20 protein-coding genes are annotated in these 21347 nt (G+C 67.1%); 9 read left to right on the forward strand and 11 right to left on the reverse strand.

What is annotated here, in order from left to right; genetic code table 11:
- Window positions 1-44: 44 nt before the first annotated feature.
- The 5 genes from A9D14_RS10430 to ccmA all read right to left on the reverse strand — a co-directional run bounded on the left by A9D14_RS10430 (window position 45) and on the right by ccmA (window position 3550).
- A complete protein-coding gene (locus A9D14_RS10430) occupies window positions 45-818 on the reverse strand; it encodes a DUF4350 domain-containing protein (protein WP_066846097.1) in 774 nt (257 codons plus the stop codon).
- Entirely contained in the window at window positions 796-1116 is a 321-nt protein-coding gene (locus A9D14_RS10435) for a hypothetical protein (RefSeq protein WP_066846100.1), read from the reverse strand. Before A9D14_RS10435 ends, A9D14_RS10430 begins: the two co-directional genes overlap by 23 nt.
- Window positions 1117-1186: 70 nt before the next feature.
- Window positions 1187-2188 (reverse strand): cysteine synthase A, encoded by a 1002-nt coding sequence (locus A9D14_RS10440; RefSeq protein WP_066846102.1) that lies wholly within the window; start codon window positions 2186-2188, stop codon window positions 1187-1189.
- A 94-nt stretch (window positions 2189-2282) separates the two neighbouring features.
- The gene (locus A9D14_RS10445) at window positions 2283-2936 is read right to left on the reverse strand and encodes a heme exporter protein CcmB (RefSeq protein WP_083988042.1); all 654 of its coding nucleotides are present in this window, start codon (window positions 2934-2936) and stop codon (window positions 2283-2285) included.
- Window positions 2937-2941: 5 nt separating this feature from the next.
- A complete protein-coding gene (gene ccmA / locus A9D14_RS10450) occupies window positions 2942-3550 on the reverse strand; it encodes a heme ABC exporter ATP-binding protein CcmA (RefSeq protein ID WP_066846106.1) in 609 nt (202 codons plus the stop codon).
- 57 nt (window positions 3551-3607) lie between these two features.
- Between ccmA and A9D14_RS10455 the strand changes: the two genes are divergently transcribed.
- Window positions 3608-3895 (forward strand): 4a-hydroxytetrahydrobiopterin dehydratase, encoded by a 288-nt coding sequence (locus A9D14_RS10455; protein ID WP_066848890.1) that lies wholly within the window; start codon window positions 3608-3610, stop codon window positions 3893-3895.
- Between the two features lie 4 nt (window positions 3896-3899).
- Here the strand turns inward: A9D14_RS10455 and A9D14_RS10460 are convergent, their stop codons facing one another.
- The gene (locus A9D14_RS10460) at window positions 3900-4517 is read right to left on the reverse strand and encodes a DNA-3-methyladenine glycosylase family protein (RefSeq protein ID WP_066846108.1); all 618 of its coding nucleotides are present in this window, start codon (window positions 4515-4517) and stop codon (window positions 3900-3902) included.
- A gap of 154 nt (window positions 4518-4671) precedes the next feature.
- Here A9D14_RS10460 and A9D14_RS10465 point away from each other — a divergent pair, with 154 nt between their 5' ends.
- Entirely contained in the window at window positions 4672-4989 is a 318-nt protein-coding gene (locus tag A9D14_RS10465; protein WP_066846111.1) for a 2Fe-2S iron-sulfur cluster-binding protein, read from the forward strand.
- A 144-nt stretch (window positions 4990-5133) separates the two neighbouring features.
- On the opposite strand, the gene map is transcribed toward A9D14_RS10465, so the two are convergent.
- Window positions 5134-5964, reverse strand: a complete 831-nt coding sequence (gene map, locus A9D14_RS10470) for a type I methionyl aminopeptidase (RefSeq protein WP_066846113.1) — start codon at window positions 5962-5964, stop codon at window positions 5134-5136.
- A gap of 62 nt (window positions 5965-6026) precedes the next feature.
- Entirely contained in the window at window positions 6027-6848 is an 822-nt protein-coding gene (locus tag A9D14_RS10475; RefSeq protein WP_066846116.1) for a PdaC/SigV domain-containing protein, read from the reverse strand.
- A 91-nt stretch (window positions 6849-6939) separates the two neighbouring features.
- Between A9D14_RS10475 and A9D14_RS10480 the strand changes: the two genes are divergently transcribed.
- The 7 genes from A9D14_RS10480 to A9D14_RS10510 all read left to right on the forward strand — a co-directional run bounded on the left by A9D14_RS10480 (window position 6940) and on the right by A9D14_RS10510 (window position 13812).
- Window positions 6940-8337, forward strand: coding sequence for a leucyl aminopeptidase family protein (locus tag A9D14_RS10480; protein ID WP_066846119.1), 1398 nt, complete (start codon window positions 6940-6942; stop codon window positions 8335-8337).
- A 150-nt stretch (window positions 8338-8487) separates the two neighbouring features.
- Window positions 8488-8859, forward strand: coding sequence for an SH3 domain-containing protein (locus A9D14_RS10485; RefSeq protein WP_198302002.1), 372 nt, complete (start codon window positions 8488-8490; stop codon window positions 8857-8859).
- The gene (argC, locus tag A9D14_RS10490; RefSeq protein ID WP_066848892.1) at window positions 8856-9803 is read left to right on the forward strand and encodes an N-acetyl-gamma-glutamyl-phosphate reductase; all 948 of its coding nucleotides are present in this window, start codon (window positions 8856-8858) and stop codon (window positions 9801-9803) included. The genes A9D14_RS10485 and argC overlap by 4 nt, the downstream gene beginning before the upstream one ends.
- Window positions 9804-10068: 265 nt before the next feature.
- Window positions 10069-10407, forward strand: coding sequence for a P-II family nitrogen regulator (locus A9D14_RS10495; RefSeq protein WP_066846123.1), 339 nt, complete (start codon window positions 10069-10071; stop codon window positions 10405-10407).
- Window positions 10408-10494: 87 nt separating this feature from the next.
- On the forward strand, window positions 10495-11904 hold the full coding sequence (glnA, locus tag A9D14_RS10500) for a type I glutamate--ammonia ligase (protein WP_066848894.1): 1410 nt from the start codon (window positions 10495-10497) through the stop codon (window positions 11902-11904).
- Between the two features lie 229 nt (window positions 11905-12133).
- Window positions 12134-13249: a hypothetical protein gene (locus tag A9D14_RS10505; protein ID WP_083987852.1), complete on the forward strand. Its 1116-nt coding sequence runs from the start codon at window positions 12134-12136 to the stop codon at window positions 13247-13249.
- Window positions 13250-13263: 14 nt separating this feature from the next.
- Window positions 13264-13812 carry a fasciclin domain-containing protein gene (locus A9D14_RS10510; protein ID WP_066846127.1) on the forward strand — a complete coding sequence of 183 codons (549 nt, stop codon included), beginning with the start codon at window positions 13264-13266 and terminating at the stop codon, window positions 13810-13812.
- Between the two features lie 22 nt (window positions 13813-13834).
- Here the strand turns inward: A9D14_RS10510 and A9D14_RS10515 are convergent, their stop codons facing one another.
- Genes A9D14_RS10515 through A9D14_RS10525 form a run of 3 tightly spaced genes read right to left on the reverse strand, consistent with a single transcriptional unit; the run spans window position 13835 to window position 21145 of the window.
- Window positions 13835-18043 carry a translocation/assembly module TamB domain-containing protein gene (locus A9D14_RS10515; RefSeq protein WP_066846129.1) on the reverse strand — a complete coding sequence of 1403 codons (4209 nt, stop codon included), beginning with the start codon at window positions 18041-18043 and terminating at the stop codon, window positions 13835-13837.
- Window positions 18043-20295, reverse strand: a complete 2253-nt coding sequence (locus A9D14_RS10520) for an autotransporter assembly complex protein TamA (RefSeq protein ID WP_232468499.1) — start codon at window positions 20293-20295, stop codon at window positions 18043-18045. The genes A9D14_RS10515 and A9D14_RS10520 overlap by 1 nt, the downstream gene beginning before the upstream one ends.
- A complete protein-coding gene (locus A9D14_RS10525) occupies window positions 20285-21145 on the reverse strand; it encodes an arginyltransferase (protein WP_066846132.1) in 861 nt (286 codons plus the stop codon). Before A9D14_RS10525 ends, A9D14_RS10520 begins: the two co-directional genes overlap by 11 nt.
- Between the last annotated feature and the right edge of the window lie 202 nt (window positions 21146-21347).

Raw genomic sequence — 21347 nt, forward strand, 5'->3', positions numbered from 1 at the left:
TCCCGTCATTTCCCCGATTGGCACCGGAACGGGTGGTTTTCGCCTTAGGCGGACGGGCTTCCAAAGGCTGCATCCAGCAGCCGGTCGAGCGCATCGGCAGCCGACTCGCTGGGATGGTCGGCGTCCTCGACCAGCGCGGCATCGGCCACCACCGTGACGCGCCCCTCGCCCACCTCGCACTGCGCGACAAGCGCATTTTCGCTGAGTTCGCAGCGGCTTTCATGCCCCTCGCCCGTCAAACCCAGGCTGCCCGCCAAGCGGGTCGGAAGCGCGAGCGGACCGCCCGAAACCTGCTCATCCGGGGATTGCGCGGGATCGAAGACGAGTTCCAGGCCCCAGCGCGCCAGGATCGGCGACACCAGCGCCACCGGCTGCGGCGCGCGCGCATCGCCCAGGCCGTAATCGCTATGCGCGGTCAGCATCGGATCGGCGAGCAGCAGCAAGTGGCCCCCGCCCCGAACCCAGTCGTCCAGCGCGACATTCTCATCCCCCGCCAGGGCGCGCGGCTGCGCCAGAAGCAAATAGCGCTGGTCGTCAAGCTGGGTCAGCCGGTCCAGCGGAACGGGCCTGAAACGGGCATCGAGCTGTTCTCTCACCCAGCTTCCCCCGTTTTCCCCGGACAGCAGCGTTCCGACATCGCCCTCGGCCCACAGGATCGGCAGGGTGGTCAGCAGGCCAAGCTCTGGCTGCGCGGTTTCGTTGGGCACGGTCTGGGTGTCCGGGCCCTTGCAGCCCCCCAACGCCAACGCCAGCGCCAGCAGCGCCGCGCCGATGCCCGCCCGCCGGATCGCCGGCCTATTGATCGATCGATTCCGCATCGGCGGGTCCGCTGGCTGGGGGTTCCTCGCTCACCATCTGCTCGGCGGGAAGATCGGGGACGATGATCTGTTCCGAAGGCAGTTCGGGCACCACGCCCGCATCGACCAGCGGATCGCCCGTCTTGCCCTCGGCTTCCTCAGCCGCCTCGGGCGTGGCGGGATCGTCGGCCTGCCGCGCCTGCTGCATGATCGTGCTGGCAAGCCCGACCACCAGCACCATCGCCGCAAGCCCGCCGATGCCGACCTGCAGCCGCTGCATCGCCTGGCTCCGCGTGCCGCGCAGGTCGGGCGGCGGCATGTCGTCGCTACCGGGTTCCCTTACACCAGCCCCGTCCACAGCGCCCCTGGATTCGAACGCGGCCACGGCTCTATCGGTCCAGCCAGGGGAAGACGGGCAGCCCCTTCTCGCGCAGCCATTCCGGATTGTAGAGCGTCGACAGATAGCGGAAGCCGGTGTCGCACAGGATCGTCGCCACGCGCGCAGGGCGGCCCAGCTTTTCGGTCAGTTCCTGCCCCAGCCGCACCGCGCCCGCGACATTGATGCCCGATGACAGGCCCAGCGCCAGCCCTTCCTCGGCCAGCAGGCGACTGACCCATTCCAGGCCTTCCTCGTCCGAAATGCGATATTGCGTGTCGATCGGCGCATCTTCGAGGTTCGCGGTGATGCGGCCCTGGCCGATACCCTCGGCGACCGAATTGCCCTCTGCCTTCAACTCGCCGTGCGCGTAATATTCATACAGCGCCGCGCCGTATGGGTCGGACAGGGCGATGGCGACATTCTCGTCGAAGGCCTTGAGCCCCATGCCCACGCCCGCCAGCGTGCCGCCGGTGCCGACCGCGCAGGTAAAGCCGTCGATGCGGCCGTCCATCTGGTCCCAGATCTCGGGCGCGGTGGTTTCGATATGCGCGCGGCGATTGGCGATATTGTCGAACTGGTTGGCCCAGATCGCGCCGGGCGTCTCCTCTGCCAAACGGCGCGATGTGTGGACGAAATGCCCCGGATTGGCGAACTTGGTCGGCGGCACCAGCAGCAGCTCTGCCCCCAACGCGCGCAGGGTCGCCATCTTTTCCTGCGACTGGTTGTCGGGCATCACGATAATGGTGTTGTAACCGCGCGCATTGGCGACCAGCGCGATGCCGATGCCCGTGTTGCCCGCGGTCCCCTCGACCACCGTGCCGCCGGGCTTCAGCTCGCCCCGCTCCTCGGCGTCGCGGATGATGCCCATCGCCGCGCGGTCCTTGACCGAGGCGCCGGGGTTGGTGAACTCGCACTTGCCGAAAATATCGCAGCCAGCCGCCTCGCTCGGCCCCTTGAGGCGGACGAGCGGCGTGTTGCCGATCAGGGAGACGGTATCTTGTATCGTTTTCATCGTGCGTCTTCAGTTAGGGTCGCACCGGCGGAAGGGCAAACAAGAATTGCTTTCATGCCGCGCCCGGACCCGATTCCGGCTATTCGCGCCGGGCCTATTCACGCGCCGCGCGAATGGCAGCCCCCGCCGCGAACGGCGCGACCGCGACCAGCAGCAGGCTGACCGCCCCCGCCAGTGCGATGCCGCCCTGCCCGCCCGCCTGCAGCCCGCCCGCGCCGAAGATCAGGATCGGCACCGCCATCGGCAGCAGCAGCAGCCCGCCCAATGCCGCGCCGCCGCGTAGGCCCGCGGTGATCGCCGCGATCATCACGCCCAGTGCCGCCAGCCCCGGCGTCCCCGCCAGCAGGCCCAGCTCCACGCGCCATAGCTGGTCGCCGCCAAGGCTGAACAGGGCCGCCGCAGGCAGCACCGCCAGCATCAGCAGCGGCGCAAAGGTCAGCCAGTGCGCGGCGATGCGCGCGCTTATCGTCCATTCCTCGGCCAGGCCGCGCAGCGCCCATTGGTCGAAGAAGCCGCTTTCGAGGTCGGGTTCGACCAGCCGGTCCAGCGGCAATATGCTGGCAAGCAGCGCCGCGACCCACACGATGCCGCCGCCCGTGCGCGCCAGCATCCGCGTATCCGGCCCGATGGCAAAGGGCAGCAGGATCGCGACCGACAGGAAGAACAGCACCGGCAGCAGCGCGCCGCCGCGGCGCCCGCCGCCCGTCAGCAGCAGCGCCAGATCGCGGCGCAATATCGCCAGCCACATCGCGGTCACTGCGCGAAGTCCGCGACATTCAGCACCTGTCCGCCGGGCAGCGCAATCGGCTGGTGCGACGCGGCTATGCAGATGCCGCCGTCGGCGCAGTGGCGCGCGGCCAGCTGCTCGACCATGGCGACCGACGCGGTGTCGAGGCCGTTGAGAGGTTCGTCCAGCAGCCAGATCGGCGCGCCGGCGGCAATCGTGCGGGCCAGCGCCGCGCGCTTGCGCTGCCCGGTGGAAAGATAGCGCACCGGCACGTCGAGCAGGTCTGCGATGCCGGTGGCGCCTGCCACTTCATAAAGGCGTCCCGCCGGAACGCGGTCGCAGCGTGCCCAGAACGCCAGCGCGCGGCCCAGCGGCAGATGCGCGTCCAGCGCGGGCCGTTCGTCCAGCAGCGCGATCCGGCCCTGGTGCGCGACCTCGCCCGAAAAGGGCCGCAGCAATCCCCCCAGCATGCGCATCAGACTGGACTTGCCGCTGCCGTTCGGGCCCGCCAGTTGCAGCGCCTCGCCCGCGGACAATTGCAGCGACAGTCCTGCGAACAGCATCCGGTCGCCGCGTACGCAGGACAGGCGTGCGGCCCCTATCGAGCATTCCGGCTGGCGTGCGGCGGGTTCCATCGCTTCGGCTCCTATGCGAGAGGACCGCTTTCGCCAAGCATGATGGAGCAGGACGCCATGGTCGCCCGATTGACCGACACCGAAATCAGCGCCGCGCTGAATGAGCTGCCGCAATGGCAATTGCGCGAGGATGGGCTTGCCATCACCCGCACGCTGAAATTCGGCGACTTCGCCGAGGCATTCGGTTTCATGACGCGCGTCGCGATCCTGGCCGAGAAAGCGGACCACCACCCCGAATGGTTCAACGTCTACAACCGGGTTGAGATCACGCTGACCACCCACCACGCCGACGGGCTGTCGCAGCGCGACGTGGCGCTGGCGCGGCAGATCGACGCCTCGGCCTGACCGGCTATAGCGTGGCGCTGTTATAGGTGTGCCACGCGAAGATCGCCGCCGCGCCGCGATAGGGGCGCCACGGTTCGGCCAGCGCGCGGGTCAGCCGCTCGCTTGGCCGTTCGGGCAGGTCCGCCAGCCGGCCCACCGCGATCTGCACCGCCAGGTCGCCGGCCGGCCAGATGTCGGGCCGCCCTTCGGCAAACAGCAAATAGATTTCCGCAGACCAGCGACCGATGCCCTTGATCCGGGTCAGCTGGGCGATGGCCTCCGCGTCATCCTCCGGCAGCGAATCGAGGTCGAGTTCGCCGCTCGCGACCAGTTCGCACAGCGAGCGGGCATAGCCCTGCTTCTGGCGGGACATGCCGCAGGCGCGCAGATCGTCGAAGCTGGATGCCAGCAGATCGGCCGGCGCGATCTCCTCTCCCAGATGGCCGGTCAGCTTGCGCCACACCGAATCGGCCGAAGCGACCGACACCTGCTGCCCGATGATCGTCCGCAGCAAGGTGCGATAGCCGGTGGGACGGATGCGCTCTTCGGGATAGCCGTGCAGCTCCAGCGCCTGTGCCCAGCGCGGTTCGCGCGCGGCGATCGCGTCCAGCCCTGTGCGAATCTGGGCAATTGTCAGTCCCACCAATGCTCCCTTTCCCGATGCTGCGGCCTGGCCAATCCGGATGATGCGGCGACGCAGACTTGCGTTTTCATGCGGCAGCCTTTAGCGACGCGCGACGAAAAGGTCGCCAGACCATAGATCGCGCAGTAAAATTAGACAGGGAATTTCCGCTTACATGCCCAGCATCACCGTAGTGAACCGCGAAGGTGAAGAACGCAGCGTCGAGGCCGATATCGGCCTGAGCGTGATGGAAGTCATTCGCGACAACGGTTTCGATGAACTGCTGGCGCTGTGCGGCGGCTGCTGCTCGTGCGCGACCTGCCATGTTTTCGTCGACGAAGGCTTCAAGGGCAAGCTGCCCGAAATGTCCGAGGACGAGGATGACCTCCTCGACAGTTCGGACCACCGCAAGGACAATTCGCGCCTGTCGTGCCAGATCCCCGTCAGCGCAGAGCTGGACGGAATGCGCGTGCAGATCGCGCCCGAAGACTGATCGGGCAACAGATCGGCCGGACCGCAGCGGCGGTTCAGGCCCTCCGGTTGGAGAGGAAGCCCCGGCACGCGTAAGACGTGCCGGGGTGGATTTTTGGTTACCGGTCCGCGGCGATCGCCCGCGGAACAGGCGCCCGCGCCCAGATCAGTCGCGATAGGGCGGAGCGTCGAGCCCTTCGGGGCTGAGGGTGAAGATCTCGCACCCGTCCTCGGTAATGCCGATCGAATGTTCGAACTGCGCGGATAGCGACCGGTCGCGCGTCACCGCCGTCCAGCCATCGTCGAGCAGCTTCACCGCGGGCTTGCCCAGGTTGATCATCGGCTCGATCGTGAAGAACATGCCGGGGCGCAATTCGGGGCCGGTGTTGGGACGGCCCGCGTGCACCACTTCGGGCGCGTCGTGGAACAGGCGGCCAAGGCCGTGCCCGCAGAAATCGCGCACCACGCCGTAACGCTGCCGCTCCGCATGGCGCTGGATGGCCGAGCCGATGTCGCCCAGCCGCGCGCCGGGGCGGGCGAGGTCGATGCCGATCTGCAGGCATTCGTAGGTCACCTGCACCAGCTTCCTCGCCTTCAGCGAAACGTCGCCCGCCAGATACATGCGGCTGGTATCGCCGTGCCAGCCGTCCAGCAGCGGGGTCACGTCGATGTTCAGGATGTCGCCATCCTTCACCTGCCGGTCGCCGGGAATGCCATGGCACACGACGTGATTGATCGAGATGCAGCAGCTATGCGTATAGCCGCGATAGCCCAAAGTCGCGGGTACCGCGCCAGCATCCAGCGTCATCTCGCGCACCTTGCGGTCGATCTCGGCCGTGGTCACGCCGGGCTGCACCACGTCCACCATCGCGTCCAGGATCTGCGCGGCAAGGCGCCCGGCCTTGCGCATGCCTTCGAAGCCGGCGGCGCCGTGCAGCTTGATCGTGCCGTCACGCGGCAGCATGTCGGTTTCGTCAACGGTCATATATTCGGTCATGACAGACCATGTAACGATCCCGGCCCGATTTTGCGAGGGCCGATGGCCGATCGCCGCCAGATTCAGCCGGCGGGGGTGAAGAAGCGCTGATATTCAGGCTTTACCGCATCGATCAGCGCGGCATCGACGGGCAGCGTCACCTCGTAATCGCCCTCGGCATAGGGGCCCGCGTTATAGGGCGGCACCAGGAAGCCGACGCGGTCGAACGCCTGGCCGGATGCCGAACCCAGTATGACCGTGCTGTTTGCCGACGGGGCGATGCAATCGCTGAAACTGCCGCTGCCGCTCATCACCGGCTCGCCGCGCTTGCGGGCGCGCTGGCGGTCCAGTTCCTCGCAGAAACGCGCCTGCGCCGCGCGGTCGAGCGATCCTGCGGACACGAACATGTCCGCCGGCTTGACCGCCTTGCGTTCCTGCCGGTCCCAGACCAGCGCGTCCGAAACGCTCATCCCATGCGCGCCGCCCGAATAGGTATGGATGTCGGCGGACAGCGACAGGAAGCGCGGCAGGTCACTTACCACTTTCCATTCCTTGGAAAAGCTTTGCGGCGGCGCGTCGAAGCCGCGCTGGTCGCCTTCGACCTGCCAATCGGCGGCTTCCTGCCGCAGTTTGGCGAGCCGCCGGTCGCTTTCGTCCTGCATATAAGCAGCCAGCGCGGGGATGGCGGCAACGGCCGGGGGCCAGCCATAGCTGAACTCATAGTCGTCGGTGCTGTCGGCGATGGACACCGCTTGCGCCTCGGCGGTCTGCGCGTCGGGCTGCCGCGTAGCAGGCGCTTCCCTGACGGGGGGCGCGTCGGCGGCGGTCCGGCCTGCAAGCTGCTCGGGCATGTCCTCATGCCCGCATGCCGCCAGCAGCGCGAGCGGAGCAAGTGCAATCGCCATGGCTGATCGGGTTCGGCGCTGCATCCCCGTCCTTTCCCCGGTCGGAATTTTCGCTCGCCCTGCAGGGCAGGGTCGCGCTAGAGGACGCAGCATGACCGAAAAGACTGCGCTGATCCAGCCCGATCGCGGACAGGACGCGATCCCCGTCCATCTCGTCAACAAGGACGGTTTCGACGACTGGGCCAAGACCCTGTCGGGCCCGCAACGCGCCGCGCTGAAGGCGCAGGGCTTCAGCGGCAAGGGTTACCAGACCGCCATCGTACCCGACAGCGATGCCGCAGGTGCCGGCTGGTTCGCGGTCGGCGGCGTCGCCAATCCCGATGAGCTGTCGAGCTGGTGCATGGCCAGGCTGGCCGAGAAACTGCCCGCAGGCACCTATCGCCGCGCTGGCGCTGAGCCAGGCCCCGCCCTGTTCGGCTGGCAGACCGCGCAATATCGCTTCACCCGCTACCGCGAGGACAAGGACGCCGAGGGGCCGCGCATCCTGCTGACCGGCGACGTGGCGCAGATCGACGAAGCCATCGCCGAGGCCGAGGCCGCATGGCTGGTCCGCGACATGGTCAACACTCCCGCCGAGGACATGGGGCCCGAGGCGATCGAGGCCGAGGTAGTCCGCATCGCCAAGGCTTTCGATGCCGAGGTCAATGTCACCCGCGGCGACGCGCTGGAGAGCGGCTATCCGATGGTGCATGCCGTCGGCCGCGCCGCCGCACGCGCCCATGCGCCGCGCCTGATCGAGCTGGAATGGGGCCCTAAGGACGCACCGCGCGTCGCCATCGTCGGCAAGGGCGTGACCTTCGATTCGGGCGGTCTCGACGTGAAGAGCAGCGCGGGCATGCTGCTGATGAAGAAGGACATGGGCGGATCGGCCCATGCGCTCGCCCTGGCGAAGCTGGTGATGGAGCGCGGGCTGAAGGTCCGGCTTCACCTGGTGATCCCCGCGGTCGAGAACGCGATCTCGGGCAACGCATTCCGCCCGGGTGACGTGCTCGCCTCGCGCAAGGGACTGACGGTCGAGATCACCAATACCGACGCCGAGGGCCGCCTGATCCTGGGCGACGCCCTGACCCGCGCGAGCGAGGAAGCGCCCGAGCTGATCCTGGATTTTGCCACTCTGACCGGAGCGGCGCGCGTGGCGCTGGGACCGGACCTGCCCGCGCTGTTCACCCGCCGGGACGCGACGTCGGACGACCTCGTCTCCGCAGGCAGGGGGCATGACGACGCGGTATGGCGCCTTCCGCTGGAGGAAACCTATCGCGACATGCTGAAGAGCGACATCGCCGATATCGCCAATTCGGCCAGCGGCGGCTTTGCCGGGGCGACCACGGCGGCACTGTTCCTTGACCGATTTGTCGCGGACGACATCGAATGGGCGCATTTCGATACATTCGCGTGGCGCCCCAGTGCCAAGCCCGGGCGCCCCAAGGGCGGCGCCGCGCTGGGCCTGCGCGCGGCATGGCACATGCTGAAGGCGCGCTATGGCCGCTAAGGGGTCTGGCTGCCGCGTGATCGGCAGGACGGGCATCGACGGGGATCGGCAAGGGCGAAACCTTGCCCTTCCCCGCCGCCGGGTCTAAGCGCGCAGCCAGAAATTTTCCCTTTCGCCAGATCGCCAGATCGCCAGAACAGACAGACTGCCTTGACCGACCCTGCCGCCAGTATTCCCGCCGGACGCTCCTTTCCGCTTTCGGGCGCCAGCACCCGTTTCGACCCGGCCCATACGCCCGTGCGGGGCGATCTTGCCCATGTGCTGCTGGCAGGGAAGGTCTTCGTACCGCATTATTCGGTGCCGATGCCGCATGCGGCCCTGCAGGCGACGCCGGTCTATGAAAAGGCCGCGATGGACGCGCAGCCGGTAGGCGCTCTGGTCGAAGGCGGCGTGTTCGACGTGCTCGACATGGCGGGCGGCTGGGCGTGGGGCGTGATCGCCGCCGGGGATGCGGCAGGCGCCGATCCGCTGGCATTCGGCCCGGTCGGCTATGTTCCGCTCGAATTGTTGAAGGTCTGCTGATGACGAGCGTCTTCATCGACGGGGCCGCGGGCACCACCGGCCTCGAGATTGCCGAGCGGCTGTCGGGCCGCAGCGAATTGTCGCTGGTGATCCTGCCCGACGACAGGCGCAAGGACGATGCCGCGCGGGCCGAGGCGCTCAACGATTGCGACATCGCCGTGCTGTGCCTGCCCGACGATGCGGCGCGCGCCGCGGTGGCGATGATCCGCAACAATCGGACCCGCGTGATCGACGCCTCTACCGCGCACCGCGTGGCGGAGGGCTGGACCTATGGTTTCGCCGAGCTGGTCGGGCATGACACCGTGGCGCAGGCGCGCTTCGTCGCCAATCCGGGATGCTATCCCACCGGCTTCCTCGCCCTGATCGCGCCGCTGGTGCGCGCCGGGCTGCTGCCCGCGGACTGGCCCTACACCGTCAATGCGGCGTCGGGCTATTCCGGCGGCGGCAAGGCGCTGATCGAGCATTTCGAGAGCGCCAGGGCCAGCGGGCAGGGCATCGCGTTTCGCGCCTATGGCCTTGCGATGGGGCACAAGCACGTTTCCGAGATGAAGGTGCTGGCGGGACTGTCGCACGAACCGCTGTTCGCACCCTCGGTCGTCGACGGGTATCGCGGCATGGTGGTTGAGGTTCCGCTGCCGCTGGCCGCGATGCAGGCTCCGGCCGGACCCGACCGGCTGCGCGATGCGCTGGCCGAGTTCTATGCGGGCAGCCCGCTGGTCGGCGTCTCCACCGCGTCGCCTTCCGAAATCCTGCTGCATAGCGACATGCCGGCCAGCGACCGCCTCGAACTCTTCGTGTTCGGATCTTCCGATGGGGCCCAGGCGCGTCTGGTCGCCCGGCTGGACAATCTGGGTAAGGGCGCGGGCGGTGCCGCGGTGCAGAACCTGAACCTGATGGCCGGCCTTCCCGAAATACAGGGAGCGCGGCTTACCCCGCTGGGCTGAACCGCGCCCAATTGATCGGCACTGCCTAAATTTCGGGCAGCGATTGCACAAGGCGTAAACACGGCCAACCTGCCGCCGCAACGATATTGCGTGTGCAGCTGCAAAAACCCGCGCGAATCGTTAATCCGCCCCTTTCGCACCCCTTTGCGAGCGCCTAGTCTCGGCTCTCGACTTCGGCGCGATTCTTGCGCTGCGGCAGGCTGCTGCCGCTGCACCGCGTGCCGAAAGGGAAAGACAGACAGATGCGGGGGCTCAGGCTGACAGCGTGAAAAAGGTCGAGGCGATTATCAAGCCGTTCAAGCTGGACGAGGTGAAGGAAGCCCTGCACGAGGTGGGCGTCTCTGGCATCACCGTGACCGAGGCGAAGGGTTTCGGCCGGCAGAAAGGCCACACCGAACTCTATCGCGGTGCCGAATATGTCGTCGACTTCCTGCCCAAGGTGAAACTCGAAGTCGTCGTTCCCAGCGAAACCGTCGACCGCGTGATCGAGGCGATCGTGAACGCCGCGCAGACGGGTCGCATCGGCGACGGCAAGATCTTCGTCTCGCCCATCGAGACCGCGATCCGCATCCGCACCGGCGAACTGAACGCCGACGCGATCTGATTTCCCCCGCTCCCGATACGTCGGGGGCAGACAATACCGCAAATAACCCGGCACTGGACGCCCGGGTCTTCCATGAAAGGGATCAAAATGGCCTCTGCAAAGGACATCCTGAAAAGGATCAAGGACGAGGAGATCGAATGGGTCGATCTGCGCTTCACCGACCCCAAGGGCAAGTGGCAGCACCTTCAGATGCTCGCCGCCCCGCTTGACGAGGACGCGCTCGAGCAGGGCCTGATGTTCGACGGTTCGTCGATCGAGGGCTGGAAGGCCATCAACGAATCCGACATGATCCTGAAGCCCGACCTCGACGCGGCCTATGTCGATCCGTTCTCGGCGACCCCGATGCTGGTGCTGTTCTGCGACATCGTCGAACCCTCGACCGGTGAGCTTTACGCCCGCGACCCGCGCTCGACCGCCAAGCGCGCCGAATCCTTCCTGAAGAGCACAGGTCTGGGCGACACCGTCTACGTCGGCCCGGAGCCCGAGTTCTTCATGTTCGACGACGTGCGTTTCTATGACGGCTACGACGGTTCGGGCTTCAAGATCGACGACATCGAGCTGCCCGGCAATACGAACAAGGAATACGAAGCCGGCAATTTGGGCCACCGCCCGCGCGCCAAGGGCGGCTATTTCCCCGTGCCGCCGGTCGACAGCTGCATGGACATCCGCGCCGAAATGGTCTCGACCATGGTGGAAATGGGCCTGCCCATGGACAAGCACCACCACGAGGTCGCCTCGGCCCAGCACGAGCTTGGCATCACCTTCGGCACGCTGACGCAGACCGCCGACCGCGTGCAGATCTACAAGTATGTGGTGCAGATGGTGGCGCAGGCTTACGGCAAGACCGCGACCTTCATGCCCAAGCCGATCAAGGCCGACAACGGCAGCGGCATGCACACCCACATGTCGATCTGGGACAACGGCAAGCCGACCTTCGCGGGCAATGGCTATGCCGGCCTGTCGGACAACTGCCTGTATTACATCGGCGGCGTCATCAAGCACGCCAAGGCGCTGAACGCCTTCACCAACCCGACCACCAACAGCTACAAGCGCCTGGTGCCCGGCTTCGAGGCGCCCGTGCTGCTCGCCTATTCGGCGCGTAACCGGTCGGCTTCGTGCCGTATCCCCTATGGCGCGGGCGAAAAGGCGAAGCGTGTCGAGTTCCGCTTCCCCGATCCGCTGGCGAACCCCTATCTGTCGTTCGCCGCACTGCTGATGGCGGGCATCGACGGGATCAAGAACAAGATCCACCCCGGCGACGCCATGGACAAGAACCTCTATGACCTGCCCCCGGCAGAGCTGGCCGAGGTTCCGACCGTCTGCGGCTCGCTGCGCGAAGCCCTGATGGCGCTGGAAGCCGATCACCAGTTCCTGCTGGAAGGCGGCGTGTTCTCGAAGGACCAGATCGACGCCTATGCCGAACTGAAGTGGGAGGAAGTGCTGCGCTTCGAGACCACTCCCAGCCCGGTCGAATACGACATGTACTACAGCGCGTAATTCACGCTGTTCCAATTGGCCGGTCCTGCCGGCTGAAGGGGCGCGGAAGGCTTGTCTTTCCGCGCCCTTTTTCGTGTCCACCGCTTGGACGCGCATCCTGTGCCGCCTTGCGACAAATGATGGGTTCCGCCGCCTACCAGGCTGGCGACATGGAACGCGCGTTGCAGCGGGGCGTTAGACCGGGACACTGGACAGGTTAATCAGAATGCTCGCAACAATATCCCGAACCTTGCCAGCCCGCGCCCTTTTCCCGGGGATCGCGGCGATTGCGCTGGCCGCGACGGGTGCGCTGGCGCAGCCGCAGGGCAAGGGGAATGGAGCGGATGGAGCGCGCGGAAACGCCGCCCAGGGCAACGGCGCCCATGGTGATGGCAATGTTGGAGCGGACCATGCCCCATCCGCACGCGGCGACCGGCCCGGCAATGCCGGTTCGGGCAAGCCAGACAAGGCGCAGGCGGCTCCGGCCGCTGCACCCCAACGCAACGTCGCAGCCGCTCCCGTCAATGGCCCCGTCAACGGCAAGGCGGCGGGCGGAGGGGGCAACCGCGACGGCAGGTCGAACGAAACCGCCCGCGAAAATGAGCCAAACCGCCGAGCCGCCTCGCTGGACCGCAAGGGCAGGACTAATGGCAACGCGAAGGCCGGTATTGCCCGCTCCGGCATGCGCGGGAACGGCAATGGCGACTTGCGCGGCAATACCCGCCAAGCCACGCCGATCGAATATGGCCGCGAGCGTGCGGGCATCATCTTCGCGCGTAACGACCGCTCGATCCGCGATCGCGGCCTGCTGGATGGCTGCCCGCCCGGCCTGGCGAAGAAGGCGAACGGCTGCACGCCCCCGGGGCTGGAGCGGCGCGATACCTATCGCTATGACACTGCCGGATGGTGGGGCCTCCCCGGCCTGAACGACGGGCGTTACCGCTATTACGGCGGCAATTTGGTAAGCCTGTCGGACGCCGGATCGATCCTGGGTTACTATCCCCTTCTCGGCGGCGCGCTATCGGTCGGCAACATGTGGCCCGAATGGTACGATGCCGGTCCGCTGCCGCGATACACGCAGGACTTCTACAGCCTTGGCCCCAGCTATCGCTATGCGGACAATGTCGTGTATCGCACCGATCCCGACAACTCTGCCATCACCTCGATCGCCGCGCTTCTGACCGGCGATGATTTCCAGGTGGGGCAGCGCATGCCGTCGGGCTACGACATCTATAACGTGCCTTATGGCTACCGCGATCAGTATCGCGACGGGCCGGACACCCGCTATCGTTACAGCGATGGCTATGTCTACCAGGTCGACCCGAGCAGCCAGCTGATCGTCGCCGCCATCGAACTCCTCACCTGAAAGCGAAAAAAACCATGCGTAACCGAACGGTCCTTAAAGGCGTTCTCCTGCTGGCGCTAGCCGGGGCACTGGCCGCCTGCTCGGACGAACCGCAGGCCGAAACGCCTCAGGACGAAGTCGGTAATGAAACGCTGGCGGCGGCGATGGCGGGCAACGACGATGTCTCGTCGATGAGCAGGGCGCTGCAGGAAACCGGGTTGGCGCAGGTATTCGACGGCAGTGCCGCCTATACGGTGCTCGCTCCCAGCAATGATGCGCTGGGAGCTCTGGAGCAGGAGCAGGCGCTGAACGACGAGGAGCATCGCGCGCTGCTGGCAGCGGTGCTGCGCGAGCACGTGCTCCCCGGCGCGCTGACGCCCGAGGATATCGAAAACGCGATCGAGGTGCAGAACGGCGCGGTGTCGATCCAGACGATGGGCGACGGCACCATGCGCTTTGCGATGGACGGCGAGCAGCTGACCGTCACGGACCAGAACGGCCGGAGCGCGAATATCAGCGGGGATGCGATCCTGGCCAGCAACGGCGTTGTCATTCCGATCGACGGCGTGCTGAAAACGCCCTGATCGCGCCTGCCTTCGCGGCCTGTCAGTAATCCTTGCTGACCTCTGCCGACACGGCGTTATATCCTATCGACGACACGGTGCCGAGCAGCGAGAGCCAGCTCGTCACCCGGTACTCAAGCTCGGTCGCGCTATAGCCCTTGCCGTCGGTGACCAGTTCCACATAGAAATCCCGGCCGATATATTCGCCCACCGCCACGCTGGTGCCGCGGCCCAGCGCCTCGTCCGCGCCGATCACGCGCAGCCGATCGACGCCGATGGCGCTGCGCAGCCGGTTGATCGGGTCGATCCCGCCGCCGCCGCTCTGCAGCGAAGCCAGCGCCGCGCCCAGCTGCACCGCCTCGGGCGCCGAGATATTGGCGACCGAATCGCCGAAAAGCAGCCGTGACAGCACTTCCTCCTCGGGCAGGGCGGGGACGGAGGAGAAGCTGATCTCGGGCGCATCGGCGGTGCCCTGGATCAATATGTTGGCGTTGATGTCGTTGACGTCGGCCTCCGCCTCCACGTCCAGGCGCGGATCGGGCGGATTCTCGCCCGAGAAGGTGATGCGTCCGCGCGTCAGGTCGAAACGCTTGCCCGCGAACTGATAACCGCCCCGCACCAGATCGGCCTGGCCGTACAGGATCGGCGCATTGGTATCGCCGCGCAGCCGCACGTCGACGCCCCATTCGCTGTCGAGGCCCATTCCGGTCACGGTGAAGCGGTTGTTCGCCTGCACGTCGATCAGATACCGCCAGGGCTCGCCGGGCGCGCGGCGTGTCTGGCGGTCGGCGGGCACGTTGATTTCTCGGCGGGGGATGCTTGGCAACGTGGCGACCTCGCTCGCCTGTCCCAGCCTCCACCGCCCCGAGATCATGTCGAGCCGTCCCGCGACCACGCCCACATTGTTGCGGGCGACGACCCGGATGGGGCCGCTGACCACCGCCGCCATGTCGTCGCGGTTAAGGATGCGCGCACGGTTCGCGGCCAGCCGGATATCCATGCTGACCCCCTCGCCGAACACCTGCGAAAGGTCGATCGATCCGCTGCCCGTGACGGTGCCTTCCCCCGACACGCCGCTGAAGCGCGGCAGGCGCAGCAGCGACCCGTCGAATGTGCCGACGACCGATATGTCAGTGACGTCGGTGCCGGTGAGCGAGCTTTGCAGGCGCAGATCGTCTCCGCGCAGCGTACCGCGGATCTGCGGCCTGCGGATCGTGCCGTGCATGTCGCCCGCGATCCGTACGTTCCCGGTAAAATCGAACAATTCCACTCCGGTCAGCCGCCACAAGGCGTCGGCGGGCCCGCCATAGCGCAATTGCGCGAACAGCGACCCCGTCATCAGCCGTTCGACCAGCGCCCCCTCGGCAGGAAGGTCGCTGATCCGCGCCTGCAGGCGGCCGTGGCGGGCCGAATCCTCGCGGATGATGGTGCGCATCTCGAAATCCTGAGGCGCCAGCTCGGCCACCATCGCCACATCGACCGGGCGCGAGGTCAGCACCAGTCCCGACCGGGTCAGGTCGTCGAACAGCAATCGCGCGCGGCCCGTGGCGGGCGCATCGGCAGGATCCATGAAATCGACGATGCCCGATACCCGGCCCCCGATGTCGAGATTGTCGACGAACAGGTTCATCGCATTCAGCGGCATGTCGACGACGCGAACGCTTGCCTCCGTCGTGTCGCCGAACCGCCCTTCGGCCTGGATCGTGCCGCCCGCGAAATCGATCTGGCTTCGCTGCAGCGCCCAGCCGCTGTCATCGCGCAGCAGCACGACCGCGCGCGGCATCGAGATCGCCTCGCCGGCATAGCGGCCGCGCCCGGCGACCTCGATCCGGTCGCCCGACACCTCGCCCGCCATGCGCAGGAAGAAGCGGCTGCCGCGCCGCCCCGCCAGGAAGGCCTTGAAGGTGCCCGCGCCGTTTTCGACCCGGCCCTCCGCCGCGAACCGGCCCACGAAAAGCTCGCCCCGCGCGATGCCCTGCGCATTGATGGCGACGTCGATGGTCGGCGCTTCGCCCAGCACGCCGCTGGCGCGGATATGCGCCAGTCGCACGGTGATCGGCGTTTCGCCGCGGAAGCTGGCATCGCGCAGGACGATGTCGGTCTCGAACCCCTGCCCCGCCGCTTGCGGAGCCAGCGAGACGGTGCCTTCCGCGCCGCCGCCACTGACGACAAGCTCGCCCGCGACGCCGCCATCCAGGGCAACCAGTTCGCCCGACAGATTGGTATCGCTGACGGTAAAGCGGTTGACCGCGATGCGCAGCGGCTGATCGTTGGCGGCGGAGATGCCGATATTGCCCGCAAACGGCCCGAGCATCGACTGCCCCTCGGTGTCGATCACGAAGCCATCCTCGCTGGGCGCAAGGGTGACGCGCATGTCGGTAACGCCCGCGGCGGGCAGAGGATTGGCGAAGACCAGCTCGGCATGCGGCCCTTCGCCGTCCACGCTCCCGTCGATGGTGAAGGCACCGAACTGGTCGTGCACCCCCTCGCCCGACAGGCTGACCGTGCCGTCCACCGACCGTTCGCCCGACAGTCTGAGGTCGAGGCGCGGCGCGTCCAGCCGGGCACTGCGGATCAGGATGGGGGCGGAGCCCGCCATCGACACATCGGCGCTGAACGCGATGGGCGCGCCGACATAGGTTTCCAGCGTGGCATTGGTAACCTGGACCATGCGCCCGTCGACCTTCGCGGTCAGGCTCCATCCCGACCGACCGCCGATCAGCGCATCGACCTGCGCCCGCGCATTGGCGCTGCCCAGCCCGTTCAGCATCACGCCATTGGCGATCACCGGCCCGGTCAGGCGATAGCGCGACTGCCGCACATTGCCGTCAAGCGCCAGCCGCGCGCTTAGGCCCGAGGAATCGAACACGATGTCGGGGGCGACCAGACGGTCCCCGCCGAACGTGAAAGTGGCGCTCAGCCTTGCCCTGCGCAGCCGCGGATCGACCATGGCGCTGCCGGTGGCGATGCTGCTGGCGCTGGCGGTCATCGGTACCCGCAGGCGCGACCCGTTCCAGTTGGCGACGCCGCTTGCCGCGACATCGCGCGCCAGCGCCGCGCCCTGCCCGATGCGCGCCGCCTCGACGGTATAGGCGATGGCCAGGTTCTCGCGGAAATCGCCTTCCAGGCCCAGCCGCGCCTGCAACCCTTGCGCCTGCCAGCCGGGACCCAGCAGGGCCGGATCGGTGGCGCGCAGCCGGACGCCGAAATCGTCCAGCCGGTTCGCGTTCAGGTCGATCTCGCCGCGCGCCAGCGCTTCGATCCGTTCACCGACCAGCACATAGCGCCCGTCGATCACGCTATCCTCGAACGTGCCGCGCGCATTGACGTTGAGCACGCCGCCCACCGCGCGGGCCGCGATGCCGGTCAGATAGCCGTCCGGCCTTACCTGGCCCAGCACGCCATAGACATCGTCCTGCTTGGTCAGCGTCATCGCGGCCAGGGTGGCGCCGCCCTGCCGGATGCGGGCATAGCCCTTCCAGTCGGTCCACCGGCCGTCGCCGCCGATATTGACCTGCAGATCCTCCTCGGCCCCCGTCATGGCCGCAAGCAGCCCGTCCGCCGGCGCGTTGTAGTCGATCATCAGGTCGAGCACATCACCGCCCTCATCGGCATCGAGCCGCGCGTAGAGCCGGTCCTCGCCCCCCAGTATGCCGAACATGCCGATCTTCGCGCGTCCATCGGTGATGTCGACCGTCGCCGCGAAGTCGACGGTTCGCTCGAACCCCGCCACCGCTTCGTCCACGCGCAGATCGTCGATGATCAGCCGGTCGATCCGGACGTCGAAATCCGGCAGGATCGGCGCGTCGGGATCGCCGGGGTTCAGTTCCGGCATGCGCAGCAAGTGCCCGCGCCGCGCGACCAGGCGGCGCACGTCCAGCCCGCTGGAGAACCAGTGCAAGGGCCGCCAGTCCAGCTCCACCGTGGGAACGCGCAGGAACTCGCCCTCGGGGTCGGACAGGACCACGTCGGTCAGCTCCGCCTCGCCCAGCAGCGATCCCTCGATCCGCCCGATCCGGATGCGCAGGCCCGATGCCGGTGCATAGGACGCAAGGCTGTTGGCGATGAAGCGGTGGCCGATGGGGCTGTCGATCAGCACCGCGCCAAGTCCCAGCAAGGCGACCAGGGCGATCAGCCCGGCCGCGATGCGGATGCGCCAGTAGCGCCCCCAGTCGCGGCCCTGCTTCGCGGCGGGCGGCGGCGCGGCTTCGGCCATGGCGGCGTCTTCGCCCGCGGTCGGTTCCCCCGCCATCAGAACGCCTGCCCCAGCGAGATATAGACCGCGATCCTGCCGTCATCGGGGCGCGGGTTCAGCGGCGTTGCGACATCGAAGCGCAGCGGCCCGAAATTGGTGTGATAGCGCACGCCCACGCCCGCGCCATATTGCATGCCGCCCAGCCTTGGCGAGCTGTCGTTGGCGACCGTCCCGGCATCGATGAACGGCACGATCGAGATTGCCCCGTCGAGCAGCCCGGTGCGATAGCGCGCCTCGAGCGAGAACTCGCTGAGCGAGAGGCCGCCGGTCGGATCGCCAAGATCGTCCTTGGGCCCGATTTCCTGATAGCCATAGCCGCGCACCGATCCGCCGCCGCCCGCATAGAGCCTGCGCGAAGGCGCGATGTTCGATATGTCGGTGCCGACGATGGTGCCGAACCTGGCCCTGCCGGCGACGACCAGCCGCTCGCTCACCGGCTGGTAATAGCGTCCCTCGGCCCAGCTGCGCAGATAGGCCGAACGCTCGCCGCCGGTGTGCGACAGCTCGGGACTGGCGAACAGCGCGACGCGCCAGCCGCGCGTGGGGTCGAGCAGGTCGTCGCTCTTGTCATAGATCACCTCGCCCGGAAGCGCGGCGACGATATAGGTCTCGCGCGGGCCGGTCAGCCCGCCCAAGGTGCCTTCGCGCTCCTGCGTGGCGACAAGCTCCAGGCCGATCGACCAGGCCAGCACCTTCTGGAACAGCAGGGTCGACAGCCTCTCGAACCTGGCCACGCCCGATATCGTGCGCGCCTCGTACGCATCGCGGTCGATGGTGCTGGCGAACACGTCAAGCGTCAGCACCCGGTCGCGCCCGTGCCAGTTGTTGCGGCGGAACGTCGCGCCCGCCAGCTGCTCCTGCGTGCCCGCGATCGCGTGCAGCTGAAGCATGCCCTCGGGCGGGAACAGGTTGCGGTGCTCCCAGCGCACCTCGGTCCGGATGCCGCGGCCGGTGTCGTATCCGACGGCGCCCGCGATGGTGCGCAGCGGCGCCTGCGTGAGCGCGACATCAACCGCGACCGTGCCCGGTTCGCCATTCGCCGGCGGTGCCACTTCGCGCGGGGTTACCGACAGCGAGGAGACGAGCCCGGTGCTGAGGATCGCGCGGCGAAGATCGTCGACCTCGCTCGCCTGATAGATTTCGCCCGCGTCGAATTGCGCGATTTCCGACAAATGGCGGCTGGACAGGAATTCGGGGTCGCTGCTGATGACCTCGCCAAAGCGGTACTGGCCGCCCGGCGTGACCGGCAGCGTCAGATCGCCCTCGTCGCTTGCGTGGTCGATCAACAGGTCGGGCTGGCCGACTTCGGCGAAGGCATAGCCCGTCTCGCCCAGCGCGACGCCAAGGTCGATGCGCTCGGCGACGATGCGGTCTTCCTGGATGAAATCGCCCGTCCGGATCTCGAACGCATCGCGCAGCGCGGCGAAATCGTCCTCCGCAGCCTCCAGCCCCGGCAACGCGACCTCGCCATAGCGATAGCGTTCGCCCGGATCGATGGTGAAGACATATTGCGCGTCGCTGGCGACGACTGCGCCGGCTTCGCCCGATCCCTCTCCCGCGGGAGGGGTTTCGACCCGCTGGCGCACGTCGGCGTCGTAGAAGCCATACACCGCCAGCATGTCGGACAGCAGCGCGGCGTCCTCCTCCGCGCGATTGGCAAGCTGGGCGAGATTGTCGTCGTCGTCGCGCAGCGTCTCGATATCCGACAGCCCCTCGAAGCGGGCGATGAATTCGTCGAACTGGCCGAACTGGGCAAAGGATGCGGGGTGGCTGAGCACGATGCGCCGCGACAGCTCCGTCTCGGCCAGTTCGTCCTCGTCCGTATCGCCTTCGCCGCCGCGCTCCGCCATGCCGGGCAGCGCCAGGTCCGCCGCGGGCCGCCCGCTTTCCCGGCTGAGCAATTGCTCGAGCTCGGGGTCGATCTCGATCTCCTGCAGCTCGACCTCGAAATCCTCGGCCTCGGGCCACTCGATCGAAAAGCCGGTGTCGGTCAGATCGCTATCGGCATCGGCTTCCTCGGGCACAGGGGTGGCGGCAGCCTCGGTATCCATCGCCCAGGCTTCGGGGTTGGCGACGGCCGCGTCGGGGATCAGCGCTTCCAGTTCGGGATCGGCGTCCAGGCTTTGCGCGCCAGCGGCAGGCGCGAGCGCGACTGCGGCGCCTGCCGTCAGCAGCAGCGCCCATGTCGCGATCCGGATTGTCGAAAATGCGCCGGCGTCGAAGCAGTACGCTTCGGTGTCAGCCTTCAAGAATGCGATACTTGTCCTGTGCGCAGGGCATTCCGTCCTTGCTGGTGCCGACCTGCTCCTTGTCGCTGTCGGCGCGCGGCTGCGCGACCGTAGCGGCAATAAGCGCATCCTGCCTGCCAGCATCAAAACGTTCCCAGCCCTCGCGACCCAGCCGTTCCATGGGCCGGTAACGGATCTTGTACTGCATGCGCGAGGAACCCTCGATCCAATAGCCCAGATAGACATAGGGCAGACCGGCTTTCGCGGCGCGGTCAATGTGGTCGAGTATGATGTAATTGCCAAGCCCCGATCGATCGGGGTGATGCGGATCGTAGAACGAATAGATCATTGAAAGACCGTCGTTCTGCCGGTCGGTCAGGCATGCGCCGATCAGCTTGCCGGGGCGTCCGCCCACGTCGGGCTCGCGATATTCCACGACATAGGAGGTGACCGGCGTCTGCTCGATCATGTCAGCATAGTCCATCGAATCCATCGCGGACATGCCGCCGCCCGGATGCCGCGCCTTCAGATATTGCTGCAGCAGATCATATTGCTCGACCGTCGACCAGGGGCGGCAGGCCGATGCGACCAGATCGGCATTCTTCGCCATCGTCCGGGTCTGCGTGCGCGAAGGAACGAATTCCTCTGCCACCACGCGGACCGAGACGCAAGCGTTGCAGCCGGCACAGCTTGGCCGATAGGCGACTGTCTGGCTGCGACGAAAGCCGATCCGGCCAAGTGCATCGTTAAGGGCGTCGGCATCGGGACCGGCAAGTTCCGTGAAGACCTTCCGCTCCTGACGACCCGGCAGATATGGGCACGGTGCCGGGGCGGTGACGTAAAAGCGGGGGAACCTCACGGGTGCGGACACGAATCTGGGCCTGTACCTCTCAACCGTCGATCCGGTGGTCGACTGATGTTCCGGACTGCCCAGCCGATGAAGGCCGAAATGGGCACCGCGCGGCAGGCGGCGACCAGGAAAAGCCAGCCATACCGCGCGTAAGACCTATATGCCCGCCGCGGTCCAAAGATTAAAGACCGTTAACTACGAATCGAGAAAAAAGACGAAATTT

The organism is Croceicoccus marinus, assembly GCF_001661675.2.
In the GTDB taxonomy this organism is placed as follows: domain Bacteria; phylum Pseudomonadota; class Alphaproteobacteria; order Sphingomonadales; family Sphingomonadaceae; genus Croceicoccus; species Croceicoccus marinus.